At 71.0% G+C, this 14,709-nt stretch carries 16 protein-coding genes; 9 read left to right on the top strand and 7 right to left on the bottom strand.

The genetic code is table 11. The annotated features are described in order from the left end of the window. The first annotated feature begins 29 nt into the window (after window positions 1-29). From EAS64_RS39155 to EAS64_RS39140, 4 genes are all read left to right on the top strand, one after another. Window positions 30-2,342 (top strand): DEAD/DEAH box helicase, encoded by a 2,313-nt coding sequence (locus tag EAS64_RS39155; RefSeq protein ID WP_145861654.1) that lies wholly within the window; start codon window positions 30-32, stop codon window positions 2,340-2,342. 792 nt (window positions 2,343-3,134) lie between these two features. Beyond that, window positions 3,135-3,632, top strand: a complete 498-nt coding sequence (locus EAS64_RS39150) for a phage holin family protein (RefSeq protein ID WP_145861652.1) — start codon at window positions 3,135-3,137, stop codon at window positions 3,630-3,632. Window positions 3,633-3,639: 7 nt separating this feature from the next. Beyond that, window positions 3,640-4,587 (top strand): alpha/beta fold hydrolase, encoded by a 948-nt coding sequence (locus EAS64_RS39145; protein ID WP_145861650.1) that lies wholly within the window; start codon window positions 3,640-3,642, stop codon window positions 4,585-4,587. Beyond that, the gene (locus tag EAS64_RS39140; protein WP_439333640.1) at window positions 4,584-5,141 is read left to right on the top strand and encodes a DUF309 domain-containing protein; all 558 of its coding nucleotides are present in this window, start codon (window positions 4,584-4,586) and stop codon (window positions 5,139-5,141) included. Before EAS64_RS39145 ends, EAS64_RS39140 begins: the two co-directional genes overlap by 4 nt. On the opposite strand, the gene EAS64_RS39135 is transcribed toward EAS64_RS39140, so the two are convergent. The 3 genes from EAS64_RS39135 to nth all read right to left on the bottom strand — a co-directional run bounded on the left by EAS64_RS39135 (window position 5,138) and on the right by nth (window position 7,772). Beyond that, window positions 5,138-6,328: a MarP family serine protease gene (locus tag EAS64_RS39135; protein ID WP_187366503.1), complete on the bottom strand. Its 1,191-nt coding sequence runs from the start codon at window positions 6,326-6,328 to the stop codon at window positions 5,138-5,140. The two genes, EAS64_RS39140 and EAS64_RS39135, sit on opposite strands and share 4 nt — an antisense overlap. A 95-nt stretch (window positions 6,329-6,423) precedes the next feature. Then, window positions 6,424-7,053, bottom strand: coding sequence for an NUDIX hydrolase (locus EAS64_RS39130; protein ID WP_145861648.1), 630 nt, complete (start codon window positions 7,051-7,053; stop codon window positions 6,424-6,426). An 8-nt stretch (window positions 7,054-7,061) separates the two neighbouring features. Further along, window positions 7,062-7,772: an endonuclease III gene (nth, locus tag EAS64_RS39125; RefSeq protein ID WP_145861647.1), complete on the bottom strand. Its 711-nt coding sequence runs from the start codon at window positions 7,770-7,772 to the stop codon at window positions 7,062-7,064. A 125-nt stretch (window positions 7,773-7,897) separates the two neighbouring features. Here nth and EAS64_RS39120 point away from each other — a divergent pair, with 125 nt between their 5' ends. Both EAS64_RS39120 and EAS64_RS39115 read left to right on the top strand, forming a co-directional pair. Beyond that, the gene (locus EAS64_RS39120) at window positions 7,898-9,016 is read left to right on the top strand and encodes an NDMA-dependent alcohol dehydrogenase (protein ID WP_145861646.1); all 1,119 of its coding nucleotides are present in this window, start codon (window positions 7,898-7,900) and stop codon (window positions 9,014-9,016) included. Between the two features lie 87 nt (window positions 9,017-9,103). Then, window positions 9,104-9,919 (top strand): class I SAM-dependent methyltransferase, encoded by an 816-nt coding sequence (locus EAS64_RS39115; RefSeq protein ID WP_145861644.1) that lies wholly within the window; start codon window positions 9,104-9,106, stop codon window positions 9,917-9,919. Window positions 9,920-10,004: 85 nt separating this feature from the next. Here the strand turns inward: EAS64_RS39115 and EAS64_RS39110 are convergent, their stop codons facing one another. Next, the gene (locus EAS64_RS39110; protein WP_342782114.1) at window positions 10,005-10,289 is read right to left on the bottom strand and encodes a TetR family C-terminal domain-containing protein; all 285 of its coding nucleotides are present in this window, start codon (window positions 10,287-10,289) and stop codon (window positions 10,005-10,007) included. Here EAS64_RS39110 and EAS64_RS39105 point away from each other — a divergent pair. Both EAS64_RS39105 and EAS64_RS39100 read left to right on the top strand, forming a co-directional pair. Then, window positions 10,194-10,946, top strand: a complete 753-nt coding sequence (locus EAS64_RS39105) for an alpha/beta fold hydrolase (RefSeq protein ID WP_187366502.1) — start codon at window positions 10,194-10,196, stop codon at window positions 10,944-10,946. The two genes, EAS64_RS39110 and EAS64_RS39105, sit on opposite strands and share 96 nt — an antisense overlap. Before the next feature lie 38 nt (window positions 10,947-10,984). Further along, window positions 10,985-11,515: a YbaK/EbsC family protein gene (locus EAS64_RS39100; RefSeq protein ID WP_145861638.1), complete on the top strand. Its 531-nt coding sequence runs from the start codon at window positions 10,985-10,987 to the stop codon at window positions 11,513-11,515. A 51-nt stretch (window positions 11,516-11,566) separates the two neighbouring features. On the opposite strand, the gene EAS64_RS39095 is transcribed toward EAS64_RS39100, so the two are convergent. Next, a complete protein-coding gene (locus EAS64_RS39095) occupies window positions 11,567-12,169 on the bottom strand; it encodes a LysE/ArgO family amino acid transporter (protein ID WP_145861637.1) in 603 nt (200 codons plus the stop codon). A gap of 79 nt (window positions 12,170-12,248) precedes the next feature. On the opposite strand from EAS64_RS39095, the gene EAS64_RS39090 reads away from it, so the two are divergent. Next, window positions 12,249-13,139, top strand: a complete 891-nt coding sequence (locus EAS64_RS39090; protein ID WP_145861634.1) for a LysR family transcriptional regulator ArgP — start codon at window positions 12,249-12,251, stop codon at window positions 13,137-13,139. Here EAS64_RS39090 and EAS64_RS39085 read toward each other — a convergent pair. Beyond that, window positions 13,136-14,335, bottom strand: coding sequence for an RNA polymerase sigma factor (locus tag EAS64_RS39085; RefSeq protein WP_281283389.1), 1,200 nt, complete (start codon window positions 14,333-14,335; stop codon window positions 13,136-13,138). The two genes, EAS64_RS39090 and EAS64_RS39085, sit on opposite strands and share 4 nt — an antisense overlap. 5 nt (window positions 14,336-14,340) lie before the next feature. Continuing rightward, complete coding sequence (locus EAS64_RS39080) at window positions 14,341-14,688, bottom strand: YciI family protein (protein WP_145861632.1); 348 nt, start codon at window positions 14,686-14,688, stop codon at window positions 14,341-14,343. Window positions 14,689-14,709: the final 21 nt, after the last annotated feature.

Genomic DNA, 14,709 nt, shown 5'->3' with positions numbered 1-14,709 from the left:
CCGCCTAGCGGATGACACACTTAGAACCTATGCCCATCGCCGCCCCGACGACAGCCGAAACCCGCCAGGACGCCCATGCGCTCGCGGTCCTGCGGGCCGCGCAGCGTGCCGGGGAACTTGTGCATCTGGAGGTGATACCCGGGCAGCAGGGCCGTCCCACCTCCTGGCCGGAGTCAGTTCGTCCCGAGGTCGCCGCCGCCCTCGCCGGCCGCGGGATCGCGGCCCCCTGGACGCACCAGGCCCAGGCGGCGGCGCTGGCCAGGGCGGGGAGCCACGTGATCCTCGCCACACGGGCAGCGTCGGGCAAATCGGCCGGCTACCTGGCGGCCGCCCTGTCGGAGGTGCTGGACGGCGGGACGGTGCTGTACATCTCGCCGACCAAGGCGCTGGCCGCCGACCAGCTCAAGTCCGTCTGCGACCTCGGCCTGCGCGGTGTCCGTGCCACCTGCTACGACGGCGACTCGACGGTGGCCGAACGCGCCTGGGCGCAGTCACACGCCAACTACCTGCTGACCAACCCCGACATGCTGCACAGCGCGATGCTGCCGGGCCACGCCCGCTGGCGCGGCTTCTTCCGCCGCCTGCGCGTGGTGATCATCGACGAGTGCCACGGCTACCGCGGTGTGTTCGGCTCGCACGTCGCCCAGGTCCTGCGCAGGCTCCGCCGCATCGCCGCGCACCATGCGGCGCCCGGCGCGGCGCGCGAGCCTGTCTTCATCCTCGCGTCCGCCACGATCGCCGATCCGGCCGCCTGCGCGCGGTCACTCACCGGCCTCGACACGGTCACCGTCACCGACGACGGCTCGCCGCGCCCGCCTGTCACGTTCGCCCTGTGGGAGCCGCCGCTGCTGCACACCTACGCCGAGGTCCGGGCGCGCCGGCCGGCCACGACGGAGGCGGCCGACCTGCTCGCCGCCATGGTCAAGGCGGAGGTCCCCGCACTCGCCTTCATCCGGTCGCGGCGCGGAGCGGAGACCGTCGCGCTTGCCGCGAGGGACGCGCTCGACGACGAGCTGTCGGGCAGCGTCGCCGCCTACCGCTCCGGCTACCTGCCCGATGACCGCCGAGGCCTGGAGTCCGGGCTGCGCGACGGGCGGATCACCGGCATGGCGAGCACCACCGCGCTCGAGCTCGGCATCAACATCACCGGCCTTGACGCTGTGCTTATCGCCGGCTGGCCTGGCACCTGGGCCTCGCTGTGGCAGCAGGCGGGCCGCGCGGGACGCGCCGGCCGGCACGCCACGGCGGTGTTCATCGCCCGTGACGACCCGCTGGACAGCTACCTGGTGCACCATCCGGGCACCCTGCTGCACCATCCGGTCGAGCCGGCCATCCTCGACCCGGCCAACCCCTACGTGCTCGGCCCGCACCTCGCCGCCGCGGCCGCCGAACTGCCGCTCGGCGAGCCCGACCTCGACCTGTTCGGTCCAGCGTCCGCGAAGGCCGTCGCTGGCCTCACCGCCGCGGGTGAGCTCCGCAGGCGGCCTGCCGGCTGGTACTACGCCAGGCACCGCCGCCCGTCGAGGGACATCTCCATCCGCGGCGATCTCGGCCGGCCCATCCGCGTGGTGGAGGAAGCCACGGGCCGCCTTGTCGGCACCATGGACGAGCCGTCCGCGCACCGGTACGTGCACGACGGCGCCGTGTACCTCCATCAGGGCGAGTCCTACCTGGTGACATGCCTGGACCTGGCGGAAAGGGTGGCGCTCGTCGAGCCGGGCGACCCCGGCTACACCACGCAGGCGCGCGACGTGACGGACATCGAGGTCACCGGGGAACGCCGTCGTGAGCGGTGGGGCGACGCCGACCTGATGCTCACCGATGTGCGGGTGACACGGCAGGTGACCGGGTACACGCGAATCCGTTCGGGAAAAAAGAAAAAGAGGGAGCCGGCGGTGGCGCTCGACCTGCCGCAGCGCACGCTGTCCACGGTCGCCGTCGCATGGACCATCCCGAACGAGTCCGTGGTCCCACTCCCCGGCAACGATCTCGGCGGGGCGGCGCACGCCGCGGAGCACGCGTCGATCGGCCTGCTGCCGCTGTTCGCCACCTGTGACCGGTGGGACGTAGGCGGCCTGTCCACCGAACTGCACCCGGCGACCGGGCAGCTCACCGTGTTCGTCTACGACGGCCACGCCGGCGGGGCGGGCTTCGCCGAGCGCGGCTTCGCGGTGGCCGGCGACTGGCTGACGGCCACCAGGGATGCCATCCGCAGCTGTCCCTGCGAAACCGGCTGTCCCTCCTGCATCCAGTCCCCCAAGTGCGGCAACGGCAACTCCCCGCTGTCCAAGGAGGGCGCCGTTTCGCTGCTGAACACCCTGCTCCGCACCGAAGACGAGTAACTGGCCGCGAACTAGGCCGCGCGAGATCTGTTCATAGCTAAGCCAAATATGTTGTAATTCCCTTACGTGGGCAGAATGTTGCGGTCTGCGGCTGTCTCAAGCCGTGATGGCAGCTAGACTCCCTCATGAAGCGGAACTGGCCTACCCCCCCAGGGCCAGACCGCGTGATCCCCCTCGCTCTCCCCCCCGGCGAGGGGGATCACTATTTTCCCCTGTTCGGCGGGCTGCGCCCGCCTTCCCGGGTTTCGTCTACTGTGGGGGGCGACCCCCCACACCCCCCGATGCGGCCTGCGGCCGCAAAGCGAGGGTGTTTCAAGTTTCAAAGACCTCCGGCCTGGCGCGGCCCCTTGACCGCAAAACGGGTGTTTAACCGGGGTTGGGATGGGCTTCACAGTGACCTGTGGAATGTGAACGGGGCTACCGATCAAGATCACGAATTGATCACGCATATGGCTTTCACCCGGTCGGCTTTCGTCGTAGAACTGGTGTCACGGACCGGATGAACGTCCGGGCATGACAGCCAGGTACCCACGCGCGACCAGCCGCGGGAGGCATGTCAGGCCAGGCAACTTGTTGGACTGGCCGACAATTGATGAGGTGCACGCATTGCTAGCCAGACTGTCGTGCAAGAGGGCGAACGGCGCCTCGGGCGAGGCGCCGTTCGTGCGTGCTGGATGTCCGTTTCCCCGGCTGGGCCGGGATGTCCGCGCTCGGCCGGATGACGGGGCGCTAGCCTTGAACCACCTGTGACAGCAGTCTGCTGTCCGCAGCGGAGGATTCGGGGAGGATGCGATGGTCCGCAGCGTGAGGCCAGACGGTGCCGACGCGCAGCAGTCGCTCGGGGAACTCGTCGCGCAGGCAATGAAGGACGTGTCGTCGCTCGTCCACTATGAGATCAGCCTCGCGAAGAGCGAGCTGCGGATGGACGCTCGGCGGATCGGCATCGCGGCCGCGCTCGCCGTCGTGGGCCTGTTCGGCGCCTGCCTGATCATCGTGCTGCTCTGCTTCGGCTACGCGTACGGTCTTGTCGCGGCCGGCATCTGGCAATGGGCCGCGTTCCTCATCGTGGCCGGCACGGTCCTTGTGTTCATCGGCCTCGCCGGGCTGATCGCCTACGGGCGGGTCCGCAAGGTGACCGGCATGAAGATGACCAGGCAGACCGTGATGGACGACCTGAGCATGCTGCGCAGGGACGGGACGAGCCCGAACGGTTCAGGCCCGGCGATCGTCAACCCGAGGGCCAGCGTGGAGACGGGCGCCAAGGCCGAGATTCCGCCCGCCCGGCCGTAGCGGCGACATGCCAGCAGAGCCTGTCATTCAAATCGACGGCCCGTGGACGCACCGCTCGGTGACCGCCAACGGCTCCAGGTTCCACGTGGCCAGCATGGGCGAGGGCCCGCTGGTGCTGCTGCTGCACGGGTTCCCCGAGTTCTGGTGGACGTGGCGGCACCAGCTCGTCACCCTGGCCGAGGCGGGCTACCGCGCGGTCGCGGTCGACCTGCGCGGCTACGGCGGCAGTGACAAGCCGCCGCGCGGCTATGACCTGATCACCGCCGCCGCGGACGCCGCGGGGCTGATCAGGACGCTTGGCGAGGCCAACGCGGCAGTCGTCGGCCACGACTGGGGCGGCCTCACCGGGTGGACGCTCGCCACCTACTTCCCGAAGGCGGTGCGCAGGCTCGCCGTCGTCTCCATGGCTCACCCGCTGCGGATGCGTGCGCGGGTCCTCGCCAGCCCGTTCACCATCTCGCGGGCGCTCGCCGAGCGCGATGAGCCGGGCAGGCGCGGCGGTTACCCGCTCGCCTTCCAGGTGCCGATCATCCCGGAACGCCTCCTCGTGCACGATGACGGCGCGCTCGTCGGCCGGATCCTGTCGTCCTGGTCGGCGCCCGGGTGGCCCGACGAGGAGACCGCCCAGGTCTACCAGCGGGCCATGCGCATCCCGCCGGTCGCGCACACCTCGCTTGAGTACCAGCGCTGGTTCGTGCGCTCCACCTTCCGGCCTGACGGGCTGCGCTTCGCCCGCCAGATGCGCTCGCCCGTCGCGGCCCCGGTGCTGCACCTGCACGGCGCCATGGACCCGTGCATTCCCGCGCAGGCCGCCCGTGGCGCGGGCCGGTATGTCGAGGGGCCGTACCGGTGGAAGGTGATCGACGGAGCCGGCCACTACCCGCACGAGGAACGGCCGGAGTCCTTCGACGCGGAACTGCTCGGCTGGCTCGCCGACCCCGAGCCGGACCGGTGACAGCCCAGGGCGAGCACGACGATCCTGGCGAGCACGACGATCCTGGCGAGCACGACGATCCTGGCGGGCTGGACGTTCCCCGCGTGCGGGACAGGGACACCGCCGGGCGGGCGAGGAACGCGCGCCCCCGTGATGAGCTCGGCCGGCCGCTTCCCCGCACGGCGAGCGCCGACGTGCCTCGCATCCCCGACGATCTGGTCGTCTCACCAGCAGAGGCGGCAGAACTCGGCGGCCGACTGCTCGCCGAGGGGCAGCCCTTCCACGCGCACGAGGTCTTCGAGGCCGCGTGGAAGTCAGTGCCAGGCGGCGAGCGCGAACTGTGGCGAGGCCTGGCACAGATCGCGGTGGGCCTCACGCACGCCAGGCGCGGCAATGCGCGCGGCGCGGTTACCCTGCTGCGCAGGGGCGCCGGGGTGGCCGCCTTGTTCGCCGGCTCGACGTCCGAGGTCGATGCCGTGCTGGTGGCCGCGCAGGCTACGAACATCGCGCTGAGAATCGAGCGGGACGGGCTCGGCAGCGTGCCAGCGGCCGACCTGCGACTGCGGCTGCGCTAGTCGCAGCCCTGCGTCGACTTCTGGTGGGTCTGGCTGGCGCCCACGCTCGCGTCCGCGGCGACCTCGGCGGCGGTCAGCGCGAAGCCGGTGTTATCAGTGCCGACCGCGGCGGCGAACACCACGCCGTACACGGTGCCGCTGGGACTGAGCAGCGGCCCGCCCGAGTTACCCGGCTCCACGTTGGCCCTGATCTCGTAGATCTGCCTGTCGACCTGCCCGGTCTGGTAGATGTCGGGGCCGACCGCGTTCTGCGTGCCGCCGATCCGCGCTGCTCCTGCGGTGAAGGGCTGATTGCGCGGATAGCCGGCCACGACGGCGCTGTCGCCCGCCTGCGCGTGGGTATCGAACTTGAGCGGTGTCAGGTCCAGCCCGGGAACATAGAGCACGGCCACGTCGACCTGCGGGTCGTAGAGGACCACATACGCGCGCAGTGCCGTGCCGTCCCGTGTCGTCACCGTCGGGCCGCCGGTCACCCCGGCGACCACGTGCGCGTTGGTCAGCACGTGCTGCGGCGCGTAGACGAAGCCTGAGCCCTCAATGCTGCGGTCGCAGCTCGGCGCGGTCCCGTCCACCTTCACAACACGTGTGCGCGCGGCCCGGTACCCGGGACTGTTCAGCACCGCCTGGTCAGGCGCGCTGACCGCGAACAGGTGCGCCGCGCCGATGCCGCTGAACACCTGCGGGAACGGTCCGCTCGCCAGCAGCTGCCTGAACTGAGTGAACATCGTCTTCGCCTGGGACGGCATGACCCGGTCCATCGTGCCGAGCACGAGGGAGCCATCGACCTGCCTGACCACGACGGGGAACGACGACGCGGTGAGGACCGAGCCGATCGCCCAGGCGATAAGCAGCATGGACAGCACGCTGATGGCCGAGCCGCCGATGGAGTCGGCGATTGTCGATGATGGGCTGGTCATCGCCTGGCGCACGTAGGCGCCAACGGATGAGGCGACGAACTGCCCGATGATCGCCCCGCTGACAAGCAGGATGACCGCGACGACATCTTGCTGCGTCTGGCCGCCGACGATGGCGCGCGAGATGGAAGGGCCGAACTCGGCGCCGAGCACCGCGCCGCCGACGAAGCCCACGAAGCTGAGCGTGCCGACGATGAACCCCTGCCGGTAGCCGGAGACCGCGAACGCGACAGCGGCGACGGCTAGGGCAAGGTCAAGCAGATCACCGCGCACGGTGTCAACGGTATCCGCTGCCCCTGCATGACTGTGGACTATCCGCGGCCTGCCCGCCAGGTCGCCACCAGACCGTAATAGCACCGCGATGCCGCCTAAGCCGCACCCTTCGGCAGTTCGCGGACCGTCGCGGCATCCCAGGGGCGTTCCCAGCCGCCGAGGGCGAGCAGCCGGTCGGTGATGAGCCCGGTGAAGCCCCAGATCATCATCGAGCCGATGCGGAACGCCGGGCCGCTGTGCCCGTCGGGATACCTGATGCTGAGCCGGTTCGCGGGGTCCGCGAGATCGGCGACGCCGATCCGCTCGACCGCCGCGACCTCGCCGATGTCCACCGGCCGGACCGCGCTCGGCTTGCGCCACCAGGCGATCACCGGCAGCACGCGGAACTGGCTGCGGCTGATGAACAGCTCGGGCATGGTCCCAAGCACGTCGACGCCTGCCGGGTCGAGGCCCGTCTCCTCGGCCGCCTCGCGCAGCGCCGCGCCGACCGGCCCGCCGTCGCTATCCTCGATCTTCCCGCCGGGAAAGGCGGGCTGCCCGGCATGGCGCCGCAGCCCCTCGTTGCGCTGAATGTAAAGCAGGTCGGGGCCGTCGGGGCCGTCGCCGAACAGGACGAGCACGGCCGAGCGCCGTCCGCCGGAGGCCGGCGGCCTGATGATCCGCGGCACGTCCATCACCGCCGCCGCGGCGGCCAGGCGGCGAAGCCATTCCGGCGCAGCGTCCACGGAAGCCGTCATGAAAACGGGCCGGCCTTGACCAGCTTGGCGGCGGTCGCCGCGTCCGTGGGCCCGAGGCCGAACGACGGGCACCAGTCGGCGATGGGGCACGCGCCGCACGCCGGCTTGCGCGCGTGGCAGATCCGCCGGCCGTGCCAGATCAGCCGGTGCGAGAGCAGCACCCAGTCCTTCTTCGGTATGAGCTCACCCACCTCGGCCTCGACCTTGACCGGGTCATCGCTCGTCGTCCAGCCGAACCTGCGCGACAGCCGGCCGAAGTGGGTGTCCACCGTGATGCCGGGGATCCCGTAGGCGTTGCCCAGCACCACGTTGGCGGTCTTACGGCCCACGCCCGGCAGCGTGACCATGTCCTCGAGCCTGCGGGGCACCTCGCCGCCGAAGCGCTCGACGAGCGCCGCCGACAGCCCCATCACGGACTTGGTCTTGGCGTTGAAGAAGCCGGTGGGCCGCAGGATCTCCGCGACGTCCTCGGGGTTGGCCGTCGCCAGGTCCTCGGGCGTCGGATACTTGGCGAAGAGCACGGGCGTAGTCAGGTTGACTCGCTTGTCCGTGGTCTGCGCCGACAGCACCGTGGCCACCAGGAGCTGGAACGGGTTCTGGAAGTCCAGCTCGCAGTGCGCGTCCGGGTATGTCTCCGCGAGTACCCGGTTGATCTTCCGCGCCCGCCGCACGAGGCTGGTGTGCGTCTCGGGGGTCTTGACCGCCATGGGACATAGCGTATGACCGCCCGCCGGCCGCCGTTGCCATCGTGGTGAGCCCACAGGCGGCGCCGCCCAGCGAGGTGGGCTGAGCCCGTTGCCTGGGCAGCGCCGCCGGCGTAGCACTGGGAGTTATGCGTACCAGGGCAGCGATCATCAGGGAACCGGGCAAGCCGTGGGAGGTCACCGAGCTTGAGCTCGATGAGCCGAGGGCAGGCGAGGTCCGTATCAAGTTCATGGCCTCGGGCCTGTGCCACTCGGACGAGCATCTGCGGACCGGCGACTCGACCGGGCGACTGCCGATGGTCGGCGGGCACGAGGGCGCCGGAGTGATCGAGGCGGTGGGTCCGGACGTGACCCGGGTCAAGGCCGGCGACCACGTGGTGTGCTCGTTCATCCCCGCCTGCGGGATCTGCCGCTACTGCTCGACGGGCCGGCAGAACCTGTGCGACTGGGGTGCGCAGATGATGACGGGGATGCTCGCGGACGGAACGTTCAGGTTCCACGACGACGACGGCGCCGACCTTGGCGGCTTCTGCATGCTCGGCACGTTCTCCGAGCGCGCGGTGGTCTCGCAGAACTCCTGCGTCCCCATCGAGAAGGGCATCCCGTTCGAGGTGGCGGCCCTGACCGGCTGCGGCGTGCCGACCGGCTGGGGCACCGCGGTCTACGCGGCGGGCGTCAGGGCCGGGCAGACGGTGGTGATCTTCGGTGCGGGCGGTGTGGGCACCAACGCCGTCCAGGGCGCGCGCTACGCGGGCGCCGCCAACGTCATCGTGATCGACCCGGTGGCGTTCAAGCGGGACAACGCGCTGAACTTCGGCGCGACGCACGTCTTCGCCAGCGCGGACGACGCGCAGCAGGCAGTCGTCGAGCTGACGAGGGGACAGCTCGCCGACCACGCGCTGATCACCGTCGGCGTGCTCAGCGCGGAGGTCGTCGATCAGGCGGCCGCCATCGTCGGCAAGGGTGCCCAGGTCACGATCACGTCGGTGGGCAAGTCCGCGGAAAAGCAGATACAGCTTGCCGCCAACGGCAGCGTGGTGGGCTGGCAGCGGCGCATCCAGGGGCACGTGTTCGGCATGTGCAACCCGCTCAACGACATACCGCGCCTGCTCCGCCTGTACCGCGGCGGCCAGCTCAAGCTGACTGAGCTGATCACCAGCCGCTACACGCTCGACGAGATCAACCAGGGTTACCAGGACCTGGACGACGGCAAGCTCATCCGCGGCGTCATCGTGCACAACTCGTAGGCCCGCGCGCCTCGGGGACCCGCACGCCCGCCTCGCAGACCCGCACGCCTGCCTCGCAGACCCGCAGCCTGCCTCGTAGGCTGAGGCGTGACCGATGCATGGACCGCGGGGCTTTCGCAGGAGGTGGCGGCGAGGCTGAGGACCGGATTCGACGCGGACGCTGAGGCATACCAGCGCACCAGGCCGGTCTGTCCGCCGGAGATGTTCGACGACCTGATGCGCCTCGCCGGCCTGGCACCGGGCAGCCGGGTGCTCGAGATCGGCTGCGGCACCGGGCAGGCGACGGTACCGCTCGCCGAGCGGGGACTCGCCGTCACCGCAGTCGAACTCGGCGCCTCGCTGGCCGCCCTGGCCCGGGTGCGGACCGCCCGCTTTCCCGCCGTCGCAGTGACCACGAGCACGTTCGAAGACTGGCAGACGGAGGACGACAGGCCGTGGGACGCCGTGGTCGCGGTCAACTCGCTGCACTGGGTCGAGCAGCGGGTCCGCTACGCCAGGCCGGCGGCGCTGCTGCGGCCAGGCGGCGCGCTCGCGGTGGCCGGCTGTTCCTGGGCCCGTCCGTCGAAGGCCGAGCCGTTCTGGACCGATGTGCAGGAGGACTACCTAGCCGTCGGCTTCCGCGGGTCGCCGCCACCGCCGCCGGAGCGGATACCGCCGTTGCACCTGCCGCCGGAAGCGCTCGATTACTTCACGGAGAATTGGAGCAGGCGCTACCCGTTCCAGCTGACCTACTCAGCCGCCGATTACCTCGCGCAGCTGTCCACCCAGTCAGGCACCAAGGAGCTGGGCCCGGCCAGGGCAGGAGAGTTCCTGGCCCGGGTGCGCCGCAGGCTCGACAGACTCGGCTGGCCAGACCTCACCGCCACGTTCGCCGGCTATCTCGCGATCGGCATCCGGCGCTAGCCGGCCGCTCGCGGGGTCACCGCGCGGTCAGCCGTGGGAAGTCGCCGCTGAAGTTCGCCGCACCCTGGACCTGGCGCCAAGGCGGTCAGCCGACGAAAATCCGCCGCAGGAGTTCGCGCACCGCGTGCCTGCCCGTGGCGAGCGCCGCCTCCCTGTCATCCGACCGCGCGATGGCCATCGCGATCTCATCCAGGGCGCCGAGGAGCATCTGCGCGAACGGGGCGACCAACTCGGATGACAGACCGAGTTCGGCGACGGGCCTGCCGCACTGTTCGTGCACGGGCTCGCGACAAACGGTGCGCTGTGGCGCAACGTCATCGAGCAACTCGCGCCCATCAGCCGCTGCGTCGCGATCGACCTGCCGGCCCACGGTGGCTCCCAGGCGCGGAAGGACGCCTCGGTCTCCGGCATGGCGGACGCGGTCGCCGAGCTGTGCGACGGCCTCGGCCTCGGTCAGGTGGACCTGATCGGCAACGACACCGGGGGCGCCGTCGGGCAGATCTTCGCGGCCAGGCACCCGGAGCGGCTCCGCTCGCTGACCCTCACCAACTGCGACACCGAGGGCAACTTCCCGCCGCCCGGCTTCGCACCGATCGTCGAGACCGCACGGCGAGGCGAGCTGGCGCCGGTGCTCGTTGCCATCGCGGGCGACCCGGCCCAGTGGCCGGCCGGCCCGCTGGCCGTCGGCTACCAGGACCCCGCCGGGGTACCCGAGGACGTGTGGCGCGCCTACTACACGCCGGCCGGCGGCACGCTGGAGCGCGCACTCGACTTCGAGCGGATCCTCGCCGCGCTCGACCCCGCGGACCTGTCGGCGGCCCAGTCCGGGCTCGCCGCGCTCACCGTTCCCACCCTGATCGTCTGGGGAACCGCGGACGAGGCGTTCGGCGTCAAGTGGGCGCAGGAGCTGCAGGCGCTCATCCCCGGCGCGCGAGACGTGATCGAGGTCGACGGCGGGAAGCTCTTCTTCCCAGAAGAGCGTCCGGCCGACCTCGTTCCGCACCTGCGGCGGTTCTGGAACCGCTAACGACTCCCTCACCTCCGGTGGGCTGGTTGGATGGGGCCATGAGCCTCCCGCTTACCCACTACCCGGCCCTGTCCCGGCCCGACCTGCTCGCGCCGCCGGTCACGGCGGCGCTGCAGGCCTTGCCGTGGGCCGACCAGGTGCGCGTGGCAGAGATCGACCCCGCGCTCGCGGACACTGCGCAGTTCTGCGAGGCGTACGGCCTCTCGCTCGAGGAGAGCGCGAACTGCGTGGTCATCGCGGCCAAGCGCGGCGCGGACGTGACCTACGCGGCGTGCATGATCACCGCGGCCACCCGGGCCGATGTCAACGGCCTCGTGCGGCGCCATCTCGGGGCGCGCAAGGCGTCCTTCGGCCCGGTGGACGCGATCACCGACATGACCGGCATGGAGTACGGCGGCATCACCCCGGTCGGCCTGCCGGACGGCTGGCCCATCCTCGTCGACGGCCTGGTCGCGAAGGCACCGAGCGTGGTGATCGGGTCGGGAATCCGCGGCTCCAAGCTGTGGCTGCCCGGCGGCCTGCTCGCCGAACTGCCGGACGCGGAGGTCCTGCCAGGACTCGGCATCTAGGCCGGCTCTTCTCACCGGCGGGCGGTCTCTGCCCGCCGCCGGCGAGCCGTCTCAGCCCGTAGCGAGCTTGACGGCGATGCCGAGCATTGTCGCCGCGATGAGCAGGTCGAGCACCTGCCAGGAGCGCGGCGTCGCGAGCAGCCCGGCGGCGAACCGCGCGCCGAAGCCAAGGCCTACGAACCACATCGTGCTCGCCAGGCACGCGCCGACGGCGAACCACCACCGCCCAGGGCTGCCGTGGGCGTTGGCGATCGAGCCGAGCAGCACCACGGTGTCGAGGTAGACATGCGGGTTGAGCCAGGTGAGCGCCATGATCCGGCGCACCACCACGGCGCCCTCCCCGGGATCGCCGCCCGCCGCGGCAAGCGCGGCCGGACGCCGCGCCCGCCACGCCGATGTCACCGCGTACCAGCAGAGGAAGGCCACGCCGAACCAGCGCACCGCCTGCAGTGCCCACCCGGCGTGCTGCACGATCACGCCGATGCCGCTGACCCCGGCGATGATGAGCGCGAAGTCAGACACCGTGCACACAGCAACGACGGGCCCGACATAGGCGCGGCGCAGTCCCTGGCGCAGCACGTAGGCGTTCTGCGCTCCGATGGCGACGATCAGGGAGAGGCCGGTGAGCAATCCGTCCAGGGAAGCGTTGGACACGAGCCCGACACTAGGCGGCCCACTATGTGAAGGCAAACGAAAGTTTCTTAGGATCGATTAGTTGTGCTTAACTAAGCTGGTGGACGTCAATCCTGGACAGCTCGACGCACTGGTGGCCATCGCCGACCACGGTTCCTTCGAGGCCGCTGCACGGCAGCTGCACATCACGCCGAGCGCGGTCAGCCAGCGCGTCAGGGCGCTCGAGGCGGCGGCGGGCCAGGTGCTGATCAGCAGGGGCACTCCATGCCGGCCAACGCCGCACGGCGAGTGGCTGGTGCGGCTTGGACGCCAGACCCGGTTCCTCTACGACGAGGCGGCGCAGGCGCTGGAGACGGCCGCCACGGTCGAGCTGCACGTGGCGGTCAACGCCGACTCGCTTGCCGCCTGGTTCCGCGATGTGCTCGCCGAGGCCGCGGCCTGGGAGGGAACCGCGATCCGGCTGCGCGTCGAAGACCAGGGCTACTCACAGGACCTGCTGCGCCGTGGCGACGTGCTTGCCGCGGTCACCAGCGATCCGGCCCCCGTCCAGGGCTGCACCGTCGACCGCCTGGGCGCGCTGCGTTACCTCCCGGCCGCCGCCCCAGCGGTCGCAGAACGCTGGCGGTGCGGCGGGTCCCCCGACTGGGCCGCCATGCCCGCGGTCATCTTCAACGCCAAGGACGACCTGCAGCACGAGCAGCTCAGGCGGTACGGCGTCGAGCAGGGACCGCCGGTCGTGCACCAGGTCCCGTCGAGCGCCGACTTCTACGCGGCCGTCTCACTCGGGCTTGGCTGGGGCATGCTTCCCGAGCCGCAAGCCGCCGCCGACCTTACCTCGGGCAAGCTCGTCCGGCTGTCGGCTGACGTGATCGACGTCCCGTTGTACTGGCAGCGCTGGCGTCTCGACTCCCCCCGGCTCGCAGCGCTGACCGGCGCGGTGCGCACCGCCGCCACGCGGTACCTGCGCCGCGACGGCGCCACGGACCGTTAGCCGGAACGGGTGCGGCCGGCTCCGTCGAGCTCGGCGATCCGTCCGAGCAGGAAGCGCCGTTCCGGCTCGGTCCCGGCGAGCGCGAGCGCGTCGCGGTAGGCGGCACGCGCCTCGTCGGCCCGCCCGAGACGGCGCAGCAGTTCCGCCCGGGTTGAGTGCCAGTACTGATAGCCGGGCAGGTCGAGGTCGTCGACGATCTCCAGGGCGGCGCCGGGCCCGTCGGCCTCCGCGATCGCGATCGCGCCGTTGAGCCGGACCACGGGCGACCTGGTCAGCTCCGCGAGCTCGGCGTACAGCGCCGCGATCTGCCGCCAGTCGATGGGGTCCGCCGCGTGCAGCGAGGCGATCGCCGCCTGGATCAGGTACGGGCCGCGGCTGCCAGCGATCGTAGTGATGATCTCGCGCGCCTCGGCGATCTGCCCCCAGTCCCACAGCGCGCGATCCTGGTCGGCGAGCAGCACGAGGTCCTGCCCCTCGGGGCCGGCGAACCGGGCGTCGCGGCGCGCGTCATGCAGCAGCATCAGCGCGAGCAGCCCGAGAGTCTCCGTCTGGCCAGGCAGCAGCGCGGCGAGCACCCGGCCGAGCCTGATCGCCTCCGCCGCCAGGTGCCCGGCCTGGCCGGGCGCGCTGTAGCCCTGATTGAAGATCAGGTAGATCACCGCGAGCACCACGGCGAGCCGCTCTTCCAGCCGCCCTGGCTCGGGGACGCGGAACGGGATGCCCGCGTCCCTGATCTTCGTCTTCGCTCTGGTAAGCCGCCGCTTCATCGTCTCGCCAGGCACCAGGAAGGCCCGCGCGATCTCGTCCGTCGCCAGCCCAGCGACCGCGCGCAGCGTCAGCGCGACCTGCGCGTCCACCGCGATCGCGGGATGACAGCAGGTGAAGATGAGCTCGAGCCGCTCATCGGGAATCTCCGTCTCGTTCACCTCAGCCTCCACCGTGGCCGGCGTCGTTGCCTCGAGCAGCCGCAGCTTCGCGGCGAGCACGCGGTCGCGGCGCAGCCGGTCGATGGCACGGTTCCGCGCCGTCGTCACCAGCCACGCGACCGGGCTGGCCGGCGTGCCCTCCGCCGACCAGCGTCGTGCCGCGACCGCGAAGGCCTCCGCCACCGACTCCTCGGCGAGCTCGAAATCGCCTAGGTACCCGACGAGCACCGCGAGGACCCGGCCCCACTCGTCACGGAAGACCTGCTCCAGGGATGTCAGCTGGCAGCCTTGCCCATGAGCGGGCGGATCTCGATGGTCCCGCCGAGCCGCAGCGCGGGAATCCGCGCGGCCATCTCGGTCGCCTGGTCGAGGTTGTCGCACTCGTACAGGTAGTAGCCGCCGAAGACCTCCTTGGTGTCCGCGAACGGCCCGTCGGTGACAATCGGCTTGCCGTCGGCGTGCCGCAGGGTCGTCGCCGTCGTCACCGGCTGCAGCGCGGCGCCGCCGAGGACTCCAGGCTCGTCGCGCAGCGCGTAGTACTCGCGGCTCAGTTCATCGCGCTCTTCCGGGCTGAGTGCCTCAACGGTTCCCGGCTTGGTGTAGATCAGCAAGGCGTACTGCATGGCAGTCTCCGATCTTTCGCT

Source organism: Trebonia kvetii (genome assembly GCF_007827045.1).
In the GTDB taxonomy this organism is placed as follows: domain Bacteria; phylum Actinomycetota; class Actinomycetes; order Streptosporangiales; family Streptosporangiaceae; genus Trebonia; species Trebonia kvetii.
Note: the sequence above shows the minus strand (reverse complement) of the source record. Positions and strands in the feature narration are given on the sequence as shown.